The following is a 15,961-nucleotide window of genomic DNA, read 5'->3' as shown; positions in this document are numbered from 1 at the left end:
ATGGGCAAGTTAGACGACGACGACACTCTGAAAATGCTGGTCAAGCTGACATCGGAGTCAAAGCTTCTCTATAAGGATCTAGAGAGCACGCCCAAAATGCGTAGAGCCAGGCGTCTTCTCTACCTTGCTCAGCTCGGCCTGATGACAGAGAAAACGCTTGAGGGGGAACAATCCACAGGCGTAAGGATGCCAATGCCAATCCCCGTACCTGGCAATGAGGTTAAGGCAGCTAATGCGCAGGATGAGGTACCAAAGGATGCAGAACACAGCGGGGTGATAGTCGGAGATGAGGTTACAGCTGTGTCGCCTCCTCCCCTGTCGATCTATGAGCCCACGATGGACCAATTGACTGGCAACGGGGAGCAGCCTAATCAGCCAACCGCGGTTGGACGAGCCCGCGTCGAGGAGGTGGTATCGGCAGATATAAGTCCGGCCCCTGAAACTAGCCCACCGGCCCAACTGCTGAACCGAAATAGGCCCGCTTTCAAATCGTCACTTGCTTAAAAATACAAAGCCCGCTCATCAGCGGGCTTTTATTTTAAAGTGCACTCAACGACATTCTACAAACGACCTTAGCTATTACCCGTGTATCTGCGTTTTTAGGTAAGCCTGTCTCAGGGTCAATTGGAACAGTGGTGCCCAAGATATTAGGGTTTGTCGACGTTAAGGCGAAACCAGTGATAACTGGTGACACTTGCCGGAGTACTACAGAATCTCTGATTGAAATCAGATAAACACCCTCGTGAAGTGTTTTCTGGGAGATATCTACAAGAATGATGTCATTTCGGGAAACGACAGATTTTAAAGCATCAGTATTCACCAACACTGCCCTGGTGCTTTCCGGCTTTAACCCGTACTCACACAAAAGCCTGAGAGGCATCGGCAGGGTCCGAAGCACTGATTCAACGACTATCGCAGGGGGTTCCTTGGCCAGAATCCCTAACGTGAAAGCCAATTGTTCGGGACTTTGAACCATCAAAGAAACTGAGTCGTCAACTTTCGTGGTGTCGGATCCAGTTGCTAGGTACTCAACGGTGGTTTCAAGTACCCGGGCCAACTGCACAAGACGTTCACGTGTGCACGAGGTTCCCTTGTACAGCATATTCTTGACCGTAGACTCAGATTCTTCCAATAGCTGAGCCAACTTCGTTGCGGAAATTTCTTGAACCTTCATCAGTTCAGTCACGCGTGTGACAAAAGCCTGATGACTGGTCGCTTCAGCGGCGTACTGCATGTAGTGCGATCCTCGGCTCTTCCACCTTGGTTTCTGTTCAATTGCGACCGTTGCGCTACCTTCGGCGAAACCTCACCAGGCAGCTAATAGGCGTTAATTTTGACCTCGTTTATACCGTGTCAATTTACACCCATTCAATGGTGTAAATCAAAACCTTGAAATGTGACCCTTTTAGGGTAGATAAATTAGCTTCCAGTGTAGATTTTAGTAATATCACTTTGACGTCAAAGTAGTGTCAATAACATGGCATTAGGCCACTTTTTGCCCGTTTTGAAAGAAATCTAGTCAAATTTGTGACAATGTCGATACCGTCCGTCCGATTGATACAATAAATCTACACTGTATAAGGGTCATATTATGGTGAACCATCTTGAAACATCCTGAACCATGGGTAGAATGCGCCCCGTATGAAGGGCCATTTATGCACTAGGACAGGGTCATATTTCGATGGATTGCACACTCAAACTCTTACTGACGGCGGCAGTTGCCTTAGCGCTGCAGCCGCTCTCTTCAGCGGCATTCAGCCTTAAAGGGACAGTGTGGGAGCAAGAATCCAATCGAGCCTGCAAGGTCGACCCCAAGCTTCTCTATGCAATCGCCCTGGTCGAGTCGAAAAACTACGAAGGCCCTTCGGTCAAGCCAAACCCTTATGCGCTAAACATCGACAACAAGGCCTATCACCCCACCACCAGGGAGAAGGCAGCCGATCAGCTCAATAAGGCCCTGACAAAAACGAGAACAATCGCAGTAGGTGCCATGCAGGTGAGCATGCGGTGGAACGGCCATCGTGTTTCAAATCCCACGGATCTGCTTGATCTCGATACGAACGTGCGTGTTGGCACACAGATATTTTGCGAGTTCATCAAGGAAGGTAAAGGCGACTTAGCTCTTGCGCTAGGCCGGTACCACACGCCAAACCCAGATATTGAGCAAGTGGCACGTGATTATGGGGTAAATGTTCTGCGCGTTTGGCGCCGACTCATTGTTCTCGAGCAGGAGGGGTGATCATGATGGATTCATTCGCGTTGAACCTTGCACTCCGAGTTGCTCAGGATTGGGCGACAAACAACGATCCAGCCTATGGTCGTTATTTCGACCTAGCTCCTGTAGATCGGCAATGGCTTGTGCAAGCCGCGGAGAGCGATTTGGCCGAACTTGCTTCGCTCCCATCATCAATTCTACTGGTTAACATCGGTACGTTGAGTGAAGAAAACTTCACGGGTTTTCATACCCCTTCCCCTGCCGTCTCAACCATCAGCCAGCTCCTCGGCGCGATTGCAGATGATCTTCGCATCAGGGGTCGTGTAGCGATGATTGACTGGGGCATTACCTGCGCGGACAAGGCTAACTGGCTTGCAACAAGCAAAATGAAAGATCGAGTCCGACTTGCTGCGCAGGGGCGAGTTTCGTTCGCGGCTCGAACCTCCTTTAGCAAAATCATCGTTGGCGCACCTGATAGCACCGTACGCATTGCGAACCTGATGCGTATTCTTTCCGGAGGGCGTCGTGGTGAGTAAGCAACGACAAGCCATACAGTTGCTCAAAGCAGGGCTGAGTCCAATTCTGGTTAACATTCAAACCGGGCTTTCGGCAGCGCAAATCCTGTTACCAGCTGACGTTAAGGCGCAAGTTGTGCGCAGCCTGGTCGCTTCGACCATTCCCTCGCTGAATGACATTTTGAGCGTCCCTAACAAGGCATCTGATGCCGCGGCACTTTTGCTGCTCTACACCGCTCAGTCAGACCGTGCCGAGCTCCAGGTCGACATCGATAAGCTTGTTGCCGCGTATGAGGACTACCTCCGCGAATACCGGCTTGTTCAGCGGATTGGACTTCCCTCCCCTCTTTCACTGGATGAGGCCTGGGTTCTCGCAAGAGAACTTCGCAGCTCAGACCAGATAACACTCCTAAACAAAATAATATCTAGCGTCGTAAAGGGGCATTGAAATGGACGAATCACTTGCCAGTGTCTTGGTTAAAGCGGGTTTCCGATCGGCGATCATCCGGCTGCATACCGGCCTGACCCGGAAACAAGTGACCAGCCTGCGGAAAAAATTGGGGGTCTGTGGGCCCTCCGAATCCGGCCCCCTGCCCAACGCAGAAAGCCTTCTCGTCAAACGTGCGGTTTCTCTGGAAGCTAGCCTATTCATGCTGGCGTATTTAATTACTGCCGAGAAACCACGTGAAGCGGTTGATATCTATGCGGTAATGGCTGCTCACACTCAGTACCTTGATAGCCACTCAGCGTTGCGCGGTGGAAACCTGGACCTTGAGAACATCCTGGAGCTCGATGATGCGTGGCTGATTGCACGTGATTACCGGAGCCAGGAGGTCACCATGCGATCCTGCAGCAATTGTCACATCGAGTTTGTCGCAAGCATCAATCATCGGCGTCATGCATGCCCACTGTGTGAGGGTGTCCAGGTACGTGACCCATTCCATTGTGACGTCGCAGACCGCGCCGTATCGAACCGTAGCGTTGGCGAACTCATTGAGGTTTCGGTAAAGGTCAGTCAGTGGGAGAACTGGGGGTACAAGGCCGAAGAAATCAAAGGCGAGTTCTCACTTTCTGAGGGTGAGTTAACCGCCTGTAGGAAACTGCTTTCCCTGTCAGGTGATGAAATCCAACGTCTATGCTTGAAATTTCAAACCGGCGATCGATTAGTTAAATACCTGATCAAGGCACCTACAATGCGTGGCCACGGCCTGCAGGCGGCTTAACATGCATGCGCCTACGGAAGAACAGGCGGCCTTTCGGAAAGCATCTGTAAGCCTATTGGAGGCTCCTCGAGGAATAATCAAATCAACGGCCGGAGCCGGTTGCGGAAAGACCACAGCATTAAAGGGCGCAGTCCAGGACTGCAATCGAGCCGGCGCAAGCCGGCTTTTAGTTTTAGCGTATTCCAAGCAACTGGTCGCGGAGGTGCAAGGTCTCTTTGGAAATCTCGCCGTTGTCAGAACCTTCAACAGCTTGGCTCTAGAGGCTGTCGGAGCCCGCTCAGAAGGGCGCGCAATTGGACAGCTCTACCCTTCTCACGTCCTGCAAGCATTTGATCTACATAAGAAAAAATTGCCGATAGATGCTCAAGCATTTGCCAAGATCATCATTAGCACAGTCAGTAAATTTTGCTCGAGTGCCGATTCATCACTATCAGATGCACATGTCCCAGCCTGGGTTCGAGACCCTGTAGTAGCCGATCTTGTCGTGCGCTACTCGACAGTACTATTCGACGCTATGCGCGTGACGTCGAGAACCAGGCTCCCCCTCCCGCACGATCTGTATGTCAAAGATTGGCACCTGCAAGGATGTCCTGGCCTTGCACATTTCGACCAATTGTTTCTCGACGAGGCTCAGGACGCATCAGATGTCATGCTCTCCTGCCTGGCGTTCGCTAAGCGTGCCTCCTACGTTGGGGATGCCGGACAACAGATCTTTGCATTTCGCGGCTCCCAGGACGCTATGTTGAAGGTTCCTGGCCGTGAGTTCCCCCTAACCTTGTCCTTTCGGTTTGGCCCTCAAATAGCCGAACTGGCGAACCGCATATTGGAGTGCAAATCGACCCCTCCCCCGATCAAACTCCGGGGGCTCGCAGGGAAATCTTCAAGAGTTGGGGCCATAGCTGCAAGCGATGAGCACACGCGCATCTTTCGCACGAATACAGCTCTGATACGAGATGCAATAACGTTAAGGGACCTTGGGGAGTCATTTTCAATCGTCGGCGATACCGTAGATACTCGCGACAAAACTGAATCTGTTTTTGCGTTGATGAGAAACTCGCCCAGAGATGCAAAACACCCAGCGCTCTCCTCCTTCAAGTCCCACGACGAACTCGCTGAATGGGCTTCAGATCATCCAGAAACAGAAACCGCTCAGATCTATTTTCTCGCAAGAGATTACGAGCTTCGAGAGGATGACCTGGTGCGAGTGTTGGCTGGCCGAGGGCAATCTAGTAAAGGACGAATTACGCTGACAACCTGTCATAAGGCTAAAGGCAGGGAATTTGCGAATGTGATTGTCCGAGAAGACTTCGACCATAGCCTGGCTACCGCTAAGCGCCGGGGGATTGCCCACTTAGACGAAGAGCTGAATCTACTGTATGTCGCCACTACCAGGGCAAAGCAGGCTGTTGAGCTTCAGATCTCAGAAATACGATTTTGACCCCTCCCCTTCCCCGACAAAAGCCCGCACCTGCGGGCTTTTTTATGCCCGCAAGCCTCAGCTCAAAACCGATGACATTAGTCCGCCGAATGTCGACCCATTGTCGACCTTTGGAGTGTCGCCCCCCCTAGACACTCTGGTTCGCGAATATGGAGCGTCGATTGTCGACCGTTTGTCGCTCCATAGTGATGCTATCTAGCTATGAAAAAAGCGCAAATTAGAAACTCCAAGATAAGCTCGAGGACGCGGCATATCCGCCATCACCACACTTGGCCAAGCTGTAGTTTTATACAGTGCGCTCAAGCTACCGATGGCGCCCTGTCCTATTGCACTTCGCCCCCAGCGTACTGCGCATAGCCTGCTGCACGACCTATAGAGTTGTATCCGTGCCCTCCCCTGCCGAAATACGAAGATATCCCGTTATGGGAGCGAGTTGGATGGTGCCGACTATGCCCGATGCCAAGCGCCGCAGCTGTTCGGCCCAACGCGGCTTCGCCACACCGAACGGTTACCAAGTAGTCATAAAGGCTGTTAACTGAACCCGCTTACGAAATCAGGTCAATTGCAATCCAACCATGGGCATAAGCTTGTGGCCTGGGCCGGGGCTGGCGACAAGCCTCAAGCCGCGGTGTGATCAATGCACGGTTACCTAACCGCTATAGAAAGAGCGAGCTGACATCCCAGGTACGGCCATGGACTAGCTCCATTCCCACCGTGGGAATGAGCGAGGGCAGGGCCTCGCGACGAGCACCAAGCCTCTGTACTGATTGCCGCCCGGTTACCTGACCGCTAGAGAAAAAGAGTGCCTACATCGCGGGCACGGCCAAGGACTAGCTCCATTCCCACCGTGGGAATGAGCAAGGGCAGGGCCTCGCTACGAGTTCCAAGCGTCGGTACTGATTGCCGCCCGGTTACCTGACCGCTAGAGAAAAAGAGTGCCTACATCGCGGGCACGGCCAAGGACTAGCTCCATTCCCACCGTGGGAATGAGCAAGAGCAGGGCCTCGCTACGAGTTTCAAGCGTCGGTACTGATTGTCGCCCGGTTATCTGACCGCAATAGTAAGAGCGAGTTGACATCCCAGGTACGGCAATGGACCTGCTCCATTCCCACAGTGGAAAAGAGCAAGGGCAGGGCCTCACGACGAGCTCCAAGCTTCGGTACCTTATTGCCGCCCGAATATCTGACTGCTATAGAAAGAGCGAGCAGACACCCCAGGTACGGCCATGGACTAGCTCCATTCCCACCAGGGGAATGAGCAAGGGCAGGGCCTCCCAATGAGCTCCAAGCTTCGGTACCTAATTGCCGCTCGAATCTCTGACCGCTATAGAAAGAGCGAGCAGACATCCCAGGTACGGCCAAGGACCTGCTGTATTCCCACCGTGGGAATAAGCGAGGGGCTGGGGCAATCGACGAGCCTTAAGCCTCGATGCTGGTCGATGCCCGGTCACCTGACGCCATAGAAGGTGAGAGCTGACATCTGAGGTACGGCCATGGGTCTTTCCCATTCCCACCGTGGGAATTAGCGAGCAGGGCCTCCCAACGAGTTCCAAGCCTCGGTATTGGTCGCCGCCCTGATATCAGACCGCTATAGAAAGAGCGATCTGACATCCCAGGTACGGCAATGGACCTTCTGCTTTCCCACCTTGGGAATAAGCGTGTGGCCGGGGCTGGCGACGGGCCTTAAGCCTCGATGCTGGTCCCTGCCCGGTAACCTGACGCCATAGAAGGAGCGAGCTGACATCCCAGGTACGGCCATGGGTCTTTCCCATTCCCACCGTGGGAATGAGCAAGGACAGGGCCTCCCAACGAGTTACAAGCCACGGCAGGTCATCAGACCGCCATAGAAGCAGCATGCTGATCTCCTGTACGACCATGGACCTGCTCCATTTTCACCGTAGGAATGATTGAGATGCATGGCCGGCAGCGAGCCTCAGCAAGGAACCTGCTCAGCTCCGGTACCAGGCCGCTATAGAACGTGCGAGCTGATCCCGACATACGACCATTAGCTTGCACCATTCCCACCGTGGGAATGAGCAAGGGCAGGGCCAGGTAGCGAGGTCAGCGTTGATAGTCGCCCGGTTACCTGACCGATATAGAAGGAGCGAGCTTACATCCCACGTACAGCCATTACCCTGGTCCATTCCCACCGTGGGAATGACCGAGGGTAGGGGACGGATTCAGTCCTACCGTGGGGATGCATGATCTTCACCCGGCTATCCAGTGCTACACATCAGGTAATGAAGCGATTATCCAACCAGAAACAAACCGCCCCGAATGACTTTTTGACCATGCTTTCCCAACGTGGAAGTTAAAGATGGTCGGATACCGGTCTTTAAACCGCGGTTGCGAAGCTAAGGTAATAGCAGGAAACAGCTAAATCTTACTGGAGAGGCATCCGCATAAAGCCATTTCATTCATAGGCGAACACAAGAACCACCATGGAGCCCAGGTGAATCAAGGCCTAGTGCCAGACCTCGCCATTCCCACCGTGGGAATGGACCTCAGACCGAACCAGACTTCACACGCAGCGAGGAGGGTGGAACAAAGTCAGACCGATAGAGAAAAGTAGTCTAGGATTAGGAAACTGAAGATGATCCTAAAAACGATACCCACAAAAAAATGCGCATTCCCAGAACACAGACGCCGTAATGTTGCATAATGCCAATCACGATGTATGAACAGGTAGTAAACCTGAGATCTTTCATTAGGAGTAAAAAATGGCAGAACGTGTCGTTAATACAAAGATCATTGCCATTGCCAACCACAAAGGCGGCGTCACCAAAACAACCACCTCGATTAACCTTGCGGATCACCTCGCCCAGCTCAACGAGTCCAATAACGTCGTACTAATCGATATGGACCCGCAAGCCAACGCATCGAAACATATCGGACCAGAGCATCCAGCTAAGGTCACTCATAACCTCGCTGAACTATTACTGAACCCAGCTGCAAGCATCAGTGCGTTTCTCTTTGAAAACACACAAATTGAAGGCGTGAGTCTGATATACGGATCTCTTAGTCTCGAAACTGTTCCTGACATCATGAAACAGGAAGATCCTAGACCAAACGAAGTTTTAAAAGCCCGGATAGCACCGTTAATGGGCGTGGTCGACTACATCATTTTGGATTGCCCTCCAAATCTTGGGCTTCTCACAATGAATGCACTCGCTGCCGCGACGCACTACATTATTCCCGTTGAGTCGGGTGCTGCGTATGGTCTTTACGGGCTCGCCGACCTCCAGGAAAGAATCAATAGAATTAAAAAAATCAATCCTGAATTAAGTTTTCTTGGAGCGCTGTTGGTTAAGCACGATTCGCGGCTCACTTTGTGCCTGGAAAATGAACGGGATGCGATTGCAATGTTCGGAACTGTTTGCCCCGTTAAGATTTCCCAAACAAGCAAAGTGAATCAGTCCATTGCAATAAACAGTAGTTTGCGCATGCTTGATCGCAATAACAAAGTTACGAAACAGTATGGGGAACTAGCTAGCTATGTTGCGGAAAAAACAGGGGGTTCTAGATAATGAGCGCACAAAGCGAATCCACAATTAAGTCCGCCAGTAAAACAGGAAAGGCGACAGACGAAAAAAATCCAAAGTCGCGCCGCCCAGGGATTACCGAGAGGCTTGCAGGCACACTGCAAGAAAACTATTCGATCCATAAACAGATTATTGAAAACACCGGTGTTACTGAGACGGAGTACTGGTCGGCACGCCCCATAGACATCTCAATAATTGACCCAAACCCCTGGCAACCAAGGAAAGACTTCGAAGGCATTGACGAACTGGTCAAACTGATCGATGAACAAGGCTTGTTGGTTCCAATTGAAGTCCGAGCGAAGGGGAACCGTTATGAGCTCGTGTCAGGTGAACGAAGGGTAAGAGCTCATAAGATTTTGGGTAAGACCCGGATATTGGCTCACGTCGTTACTATCACTGATCAAGAAAGTTCGGCCAGGGCACTTGTAGAAAACTTTGGTCGAAAGGACTTGTGTGATTATGAAAAATCACGCGCGATCATCCGACACAAAAGCGAATTCGGAAGTCTAAGTACGACGCACCAGGAATTTGGACTGACGCAATCAACCTACTATCGGATGATGGCATTCGAAAGCCTTCCTGAGGCGGTGAATACACTTCTTGATAAAAAGCCTGCACTTATCACAGCTGCAAGTGCCGAGAAAACCGTAAAGTTTATAAAAGAGAGGGTAGAGTCTGGAACCTCACAAGAGGCCTTGGAAAAAGCCTTAATTTCTATCATTCAGGCAGCACTGAGCAGCGGTACGCCTCTAAAAAATCTTGCACGTTCACTGGAGAAGAAATTTCCCCAGACCACTCAAACGATGGCCGGTATCGAAATTAAGAGCGGAGAGGTTAAGCTCGGGCACGCGAAGAAGAGCAAAAATTTCTATGAGTTGAAACTGGTTCGCTCGCAATTCTCTGACGAGCAGCTCGAAAAACTTGAAGAGTTTCTGAAAAGCCTTAAATCGGCATAGGGGTCCGAGTGTGAACGACACCAAATCGGAACGGCCCAGAAATGGTGATCTCTTCGCCACTCAGGGCGGCGCAGAGGGGGAGGGTGGTACACCTTCAACTAAGCCAGGTCATGGCATTAAAGCAGCAAGGCAGCGGGCCGAAGCAGCAACGAGCGCTGCATTGCAAAAAGATGATCCGAACAGCGAGAACCAGGCGCGTTCTACTACCAGCGAATCTGGTGGTGCCGTACCAGATCCGACCGAACCACAGAAGCCTGAAACGGCCCCAGCCAAGCGTCGAGGCGATGGCCTAAAGGCTGCGCAACAACGGGCCAAGGATGTTCAGGAGAATGCGGAAAAACGATTGGGCAAATGGGCAGATGAACTTCGAGAAGCGCCGAATGAAGCGCTTCGATGCGCACTGTTCACTGCTCGGAATCGAAATGTTCAACGCGACCAGTTGAAGCAGGTTGAAATCTCCAGTTACGGCAACTCCCGTGTGGTCTACACGGGTGAGGAGCTACGTCAGGACGACTTAGACGTCTGGCTGCAAGTACTCCATCTTGCCCGGCTCCAGGAACTCGGCACACCAATTCGCTTTAGCCCAGCGCAAATGAAGAAGGACCTCAAGTGGCCGTACGGGGTGAAACACACAGTCCGGCTCATGACCATTCTGACCAGGCTGAAAGCAACAGGTGTTCAATTTCATTCCGAACGGCTGGGCCGCGGTGTGGTCCTCTCGCTGGTCAGAAAGTTTGAATACAGTGATGACTTTGACGTCGCAGGAAAACGCGTCGATGAAGAGTGGATTGTAGAGCTAGAACCTGAGATCGCGACGTTGTTTGGTGGGGGCTTCTACAGCACCAGGATCGAATGGGAGCAGCGAATGGCATTGCCCGGCAACCTGGCCAAATGGCTGCATGGTTTCTATGCCTCTCACAGTGAGCCATATGCACTGAACGTTGAGACCTTGATTAAGCACGCCGGATCGCGCGTCTCAACACCAGGCAAAGCAAGGCAAATGATTAAAGAGGCCTTGAGCGAGCTCGTTACAGTAGGCTTCTTCAAAGAGGCAAGCTGTGACAGGTCAGGCAAGGTCACTGTCGTAAGAAACAAGGCAAATAACAAAGCCCCCGCATAGCGGGGGCTTTTTTTTACCTGTACGTGGCCTCTGCCCCCCCACGCAGGGCGTATCTAAAAGAGGCAGGAAACGTTTTTGGTCCACCGCAGCCCCCTGATAGCCATTACAGAAAAGGTCGCTACAAGGCCATACCGAGGCAGCGCCGTGAAGCCAAGCGATGCTGAAAAAGCTCTCGAAACTGGGCCATGCGACCAACTCAGGGCAGAGTTTCCCAGGAGAACACGTCTAAAACCCGGCCTCTCGCCGAAGCTGCAGAAACTGACTTAGAGGTAAAAAGAAAAAAAGCAGCACCTGATTAAGAGGTAGAAGTCGAAAAAAAGGGCTGGGCGGAAACTCACTATGGAGTAAAAAACGCTAAACCGCGCCAAATCGCCGCGTAGAACGTCTCTTTGGAAAACGCATGAAATGCTCCGAAAGCCGTTGAAATAGGCACTGATGGCGCTTTGGAAACCCCTCGATCGGGGCAGATCGCCAACTTCGGGCAGAAAGGAGCGCTTAGCATGTTGAACATTTTTACCCCAAAATTAGCTGCAGCCATCGATCGGGTAGCAGTCGATCACGGCCATGGGACTTATTGAAATAAATCCTTATATTTCAATGACTTACGCTATTTGTGGGAAGAGCCCTGAAAAGATACCCCAAAGTCAGGTGAAGTTACTCCATAGTCAGATACGAGAAATAATAGGACAAATCCAATGAATACAGGCACTTACGCCTTTAACTTAAAGCTGAATAAAGGGTAAATAGTCGACTTACCTCATAGTGAGGTAGCTTTACCTCATGGTGAGGTAGCTTTACCTCATAGTCAGGTAAAAAAACCTCATGGTGAGGTAATGATTATTAGGCTAAAAGCCTTGTAAATCATGGGCTTCAGGCACGTTTTTCAGTCCCTTAACCGCTCTTAACAGGTTTCTAACCGCTCTTAACCAGGATCAAGATCTTTTGCTTTGTGATGATAGAAGCGAGCAGCAGTAGCTCGAAGCATTGTGAGGCAAGTGCCAGGGTCAAGACCGACCTGAGAGGAGAGCACGCGCATGGTCAAGCAGCCCAGTTCGAAAACCTTGTCAGGTGTGATGGGCACCAGAACGGACCTACGTGGAGCTTGCATCTTCAAAAGCAGAACCCCCTTGTCGACCTGGTTCTGCAACGTCAACGACTTTGACCGGCTTTTACCATGGTTCGAGGCTTCGAAGGATGGCACCAGGCCCATCACTGCACAGAGAAATAACGTAGTCTCCCTAGGAGTAACCTGAAAGATCAGCTTGTTACCCCAATCAAACTCCGTCCCGGATTTATTCGCACCATCGATGGACAGCACCGTTTCACCCCCTGCATTAGCGCCCAATTCAAACTTGAGGGCGCATGAGGTCGCGTAAACGTTAAATCCTTGGTAGATCACTTCATCCATTGGAACCATCCGAACCTTTTTCAGCCAACAAGCCACCAACTCGATCATTGAGCTCATCAAGCTGAGTTTTATAGACGTTGGCTGCGGCCTCACTCTGGCTAACCCTGGTAGCCGCGGTACCCACCTCAAGCCGCAGCCGGGTTAGTAGCTCAAGATCAACATCGCGATCGCGTTGAAGCTGAAGCAGCTGGCCGTTGACCATGGCTTCGCGCTCCCTTGACGCCTGCGCGTCCCGCCGCGCACCAACCAGAGCAGTTTCTTGTTGACTGGATTTTTCCTGCAGTCCGGCAAGCCGCTCCTGCAACGTCAGAACTTGATCCTCTGTACGCCCTCGCGCCACCTTCTCCGCATCCAACATTTCGTTGAGAGAGGAGAGCTGTTCATTGGCCCCCAGCAACTGCCGGCTCAGATCTTCGAGCGCAGAAGAATCTTTCGCTGCTTGGATCTGCACTCGCTCCAGGGAATCTCGCACCTGAGTGGCTTTGTCCAGCTCTTCAGCCAACTGGGACTCCAGATCCTGATTCGACTGCTCAAGACGATCGATCAGCAAGTCCGCATCAAGCAATGCATTGCCCTGCTGCTCGAGCGAGGCTTTCAAGGAATCGATTTCCTCAAGAGCTTCAGACCGCGCAGCTTCACTTAGGACGACCGCCAATTCCTGCAAGAGTACGTTGACCGACGCCTCATGACGTTTCAGGTAGCTCGCAATCAAGGATTGCGCGCGGCCGGGAATACACATGGGGTCATGAGCACCACGTCCATTGAGCTCGGCGTGTTCGGTCCAGATTCTAAAAAGTCTGTCAGCCCGACCACTACCAATGGCATTTCGCAACGAATAGCCGTTCACCACACGGCCAGCAGTGAGAATCGAATTGCCAGCATTAATGATGTCTTCAGTAGTGATCGGGGATTCACGCACAGCAGGATTCCTTGCAATGAATGTTTTGTTGATTGTAACTAGTAACAAACAAACAAACAAACAAACAAACATTGGATGATTGGCTTACGCGTACCAAGGGCACGGGTAGGCTCATGCGCAAAGCTGCCGGCTCGACCTTCGCAGATGGGACCAACCCAAACGACTCTTTGATCGAGGACGTCCAGGACGCCCGCCAATGGCCAACTGAATGTGGGCGACTCCCACCATTCACCAACGTCGAGGTGTGCATTCCACAGTGTTCGGCCGGGTACAACGGATCTAGCCGATGGTCGAGTCAGCGGTTCACACCCGATAACTGAATGGGAAGGAGGTAGGGAAGAGGAATGCGAACCGCGGCGCCGCCAGATCCGGCTTACCTAGCGAAACCAGCGGTCGCCCGATAGCAGGGCAACGAGATTGAGTCATACCGCGGGGCGACCAGCAGCTGCCCAGGCCGGATTCGCCTCAACGTCACACGAAAACAAAGGGTCGACAATAAGACGACAAACACAGGAGTTTATACCACCCCTGCACATGATTAGCGGCCTGGTACGCGTTCCTCCTGACCCTCCACCTAAAAGCGAAGTCCGCTGTGCACCTCCTGCGAGCCCCGCTGCGACTTTTAATCCATAAAACGAGGCACAGGCGCAACCCATACCCTGATCGGCCCGCGCGGAGCGCGATGGAAGGAAAGAGCAAGGAAAGAGGAAGGGAGATTAAGGTGAAGGAAAGTCGGCGATGAAGTAGTGGGGAGGGATGCGGTAGAAGGGAGGGGCTTGCGAATAGAGGAAGCCATGCAGGGGTGGTATAATGTTGATTCCTGTATAGGGGGTCCTATGTACGAACAAATTCAGTCCGCCTACCAAACACTGACCGCTGCCATCACAGCATTCAACCGGACGTGGCCACCGCTTGTGGTCGACGGCGTGGTGTATGTCCTGCCATTGCTGAACGAGCAGAAAACGCCCGACATCTTGCTGGTGGAGAAGATTACTGGTGCTGAGGCCGTCAAGTTGGCCATTGATGCGATCGGAACTTTTGAACGAGACATAGGGCAGGCGCCGGGCACCGTCATGCGCTTGCCTGGCTATTTCACTGTGGCCACCTCGGTGCTCGAGCAGGTACTGGCGATCAACGCTTGCAAGCAGAGAGTGGTCGACGCTATCGAGCTTGCGCGCGTCGAACAGAATCTGACACCGGAGATGCGGCCGAGAATTATGAGACGGGCCTTGGGAGCGAGCTTCAACACCAATCAGTTGAAGCGGTCCCTCCACGCATTCGATGGAGCTCCAAGGCAAATTACGTTCACGTGGGCCGGTCATTCCCCCGGAAACGAGCGTGTGGCCGTTAGCAAGATTCGGGCTCAGCTCGAGGCCAAAGCAGAAATCCGCGCCGGCGCAGAGGATATTCCGCTGGACCAGACGCCGGAGTACTTCGACCTCAATTCAATTGTCCATCTCTCGGATGCCGACATCCTGATCAAACACAAGAAGGTCGCCCCCCATCCACGTTGCATGCTGTGGTTTTCGGAAAGCAGTCGTTGGGACGCGATGATCAAAGCCAACCTTCCGGTGTTTGTGCTGGCCGGCGACCGGGCGCCGACGATAAAGCCGTTGAAGTCATTTGATCGGCACGCAAGGCGTGCCAAGAGGCTGGACGAAAAAACGCGTACGACGGTGCTGCAGGGGCGTGACATGTACTTGCCGACAGCGAAGAGCCAACCTGTCCAGGTGAAGCAGGATGATCGTGAAAGTGAGGAGGAGGTCGCATCGACCTATCGCCTGGCAGGGCAGACTTACTCAAGCCAGTGACAGGGGTTGCATCTACAGCAGGTGCGGTAGGATGTATTCAGTCGAAAGGAGAATTCGCAATGAAGTTGATCATTGAGTCAGAAGTCAAACGTGCTGAAGCGCTGGTTGAGCGCTACATGGGCCTGCCACCAGAAACGATCGATCTGTTCAGCTTCAACGTGGATGCGTTGCGTAAGGCTCCCGCCGACTTTGGACGCGCTATCACCGCATTGCGCCAGGTAGCCGGCAAAAGCCGCCCTACGCAAGCTGATGCAGCCTACGCCGTAAACGTGGTTGACCTGATTGCTGAACTGGCGCAACGGCCAAAGCTGCCTGCTCCCATCCAGAAACTATGGGCGGTGGAGGAGGGCATTCGTACTGCTGGTGGACTGTGGACGCTCAAGCACCTGGTGACGATCGCACTGGCGTTCGCCGGCGTGCTGGTAGGTAACACGAAAGCCATGACCCTGGGCTATGAGACGTTTGCCTATGTCGCCCTGGCCTTGATCGTAGCCTCGGGAGCATTGCACCTGACACACAGCAGCAACGCCTCCATGAAGGTTCCCGTCTACACGATTGGTGCGCTGGTTGCCTTCTGTGTGCTGAACACCCTGTTCGCACCCAATGTCGGGTTCCTTGTTCTTCTTGTATGCGCATTCGCCTTCATGGCTGGGTCGTTTCTAGGTCTGTTCGATAGCAAAAACGGCCGTACCGATGCAGAGTTGTACCCCGAGGAATACCAACCAGTGGAAGGACTACGCGCAGAAGAGTTCAACTACTACAAGGTGACGACTGGCAACGATATGAGCGAGCCAATTGACAGATTGTCTTGACCA

14 protein-coding genes are annotated in these 15,961 nt (G+C 52.5%); 11 read left to right on the top strand and 3 right to left on the bottom strand.

Annotated features, from left to right (window positions below):
- The gene (locus tag QMX98_RS00110) at positions 1-504 is read left to right on the top strand and encodes a hypothetical protein (protein WP_200617887.1); all 504 of its coding nucleotides are present in this window, start codon (positions 1-3) and stop codon (positions 502-504) included.
- Between the two features lie 34 nt (positions 505-538).
- Here the strand turns inward: QMX98_RS00110 and QMX98_RS00105 are convergent, their stop codons facing one another.
- On the bottom strand, positions 539-1,234 hold the full coding sequence (locus QMX98_RS00105; RefSeq protein WP_200617885.1) for a helix-turn-helix transcriptional regulator: 696 nt from the start codon (positions 1,232-1,234) through the stop codon (positions 539-541).
- Positions 1,235-1,681: 447 nt separating this feature from the next.
- Here QMX98_RS00105 and QMX98_RS00100 point away from each other — a divergent pair, with 447 nt between their 5' ends.
- The 8 genes from QMX98_RS00100 (at position 1,682) to trfA (ending at position 11,008) form a co-directional block, all read left to right on the top strand.
- A complete protein-coding gene (locus QMX98_RS00100) occupies positions 1,682-2,239 on the top strand; it encodes a transglycosylase SLT domain-containing protein (RefSeq protein WP_200617883.1) in 558 nt (185 codons plus the stop codon).
- 2 nt (positions 2,240-2,241) lie between these two features.
- Complete coding sequence (locus QMX98_RS00095) at positions 2,242-2,751, top strand: hypothetical protein (RefSeq protein ID WP_200617875.1); 510 nt, start codon at positions 2,242-2,244, stop codon at positions 2,749-2,751.
- Positions 2,744-3,178, top strand: a complete 435-nt coding sequence (locus QMX98_RS00090) for a hypothetical protein (protein WP_200617873.1) — start codon at positions 2,744-2,746, stop codon at positions 3,176-3,178. The genes QMX98_RS00095 and QMX98_RS00090 overlap by 8 nt, the downstream gene beginning before the upstream one ends.
- A 1-nt stretch (position 3,179) precedes the next feature.
- Positions 3,180-3,953: a FlhC family transcriptional regulator gene (locus QMX98_RS00085; RefSeq protein ID WP_200617872.1), complete on the top strand. Its 774-nt coding sequence runs from the start codon at positions 3,180-3,182 to the stop codon at positions 3,951-3,953.
- A 1-nt stretch (position 3,954) separates the two neighbouring features.
- The gene (locus QMX98_RS00080; RefSeq protein WP_200617871.1) at positions 3,955-5,391 is read left to right on the top strand and encodes a 3'-5' exonuclease; all 1,437 of its coding nucleotides are present in this window, start codon (positions 3,955-3,957) and stop codon (positions 5,389-5,391) included.
- Between the two features lie 2,719 nt (positions 5,392-8,110).
- On the top strand, positions 8,111-8,917 hold the full coding sequence (locus tag QMX98_RS00075; protein ID WP_200617870.1) for an AAA family ATPase: 807 nt from the start codon (positions 8,111-8,113) through the stop codon (positions 8,915-8,917).
- Positions 8,917-9,888 carry a ParB/RepB/Spo0J family partition protein gene (locus QMX98_RS00070; protein WP_200617866.1) on the top strand — a complete coding sequence of 324 codons (972 nt, stop codon included), beginning with the start codon at positions 8,917-8,919 and terminating at the stop codon, positions 9,886-9,888. The genes QMX98_RS00075 and QMX98_RS00070 overlap by 1 nt, the downstream gene beginning before the upstream one ends.
- Positions 9,889-9,898: 10 nt before the next feature.
- On the top strand, positions 9,899-11,008 hold the full coding sequence (trfA, locus tag QMX98_RS00065; RefSeq protein ID WP_200617861.1) for a plasmid replication initiator TrfA: 1,110 nt from the start codon (positions 9,899-9,901) through the stop codon (positions 11,006-11,008).
- Between the two features lie 922 nt (positions 11,009-11,930).
- Here the strand turns inward: trfA and QMX98_RS00060 are convergent.
- Together QMX98_RS00060 and QMX98_RS00055 are read right to left on the bottom strand one after the other, a co-directional pair.
- On the bottom strand, positions 11,931-12,416 hold the full coding sequence (locus tag QMX98_RS00060) for a hypothetical protein (RefSeq protein ID WP_234451919.1): 486 nt from the start codon (positions 12,414-12,416) through the stop codon (positions 11,931-11,933).
- Positions 12,409-13,335: a hypothetical protein gene (locus QMX98_RS00055; protein WP_200617857.1), complete on the bottom strand. Its 927-nt coding sequence runs from the start codon at positions 13,333-13,335 to the stop codon at positions 12,409-12,411. Before QMX98_RS00055 ends, QMX98_RS00060 begins: the two co-directional genes overlap by 8 nt.
- A gap of 836 nt (positions 13,336-14,171) precedes the next feature.
- On the opposite strand from QMX98_RS00055, the gene QMX98_RS00050 reads away from it, so the two are divergent.
- Both QMX98_RS00050 and QMX98_RS00045 read left to right on the top strand, forming a co-directional pair.
- Complete coding sequence (locus tag QMX98_RS00050) at positions 14,172-15,146, top strand: DNA replication terminus site-binding protein (protein ID WP_200617856.1); 975 nt, start codon at positions 14,172-14,174, stop codon at positions 15,144-15,146.
- Positions 15,147-15,205: 59 nt separating this feature from the next.
- A complete protein-coding gene (locus QMX98_RS00045) occupies positions 15,206-15,958 on the top strand; it encodes a hypothetical protein (protein ID WP_200617855.1) in 753 nt (250 codons plus the stop codon).
- The last annotated feature ends 3 nt before the right edge of the window (positions 15,959-15,961 follow it).

The sequence above is a fragment of the Pseudomonas sp. PS02303 genome, assembly GCF_029959925.1.
Lineage (GTDB): Bacteria > Pseudomonadota > Gammaproteobacteria > Pseudomonadales > Pseudomonadaceae > Aquipseudomonas > Aquipseudomonas mandelii.
Note: the sequence above shows the minus strand (reverse complement) of the source record. Positions and strands in the feature narration are given on the sequence as shown.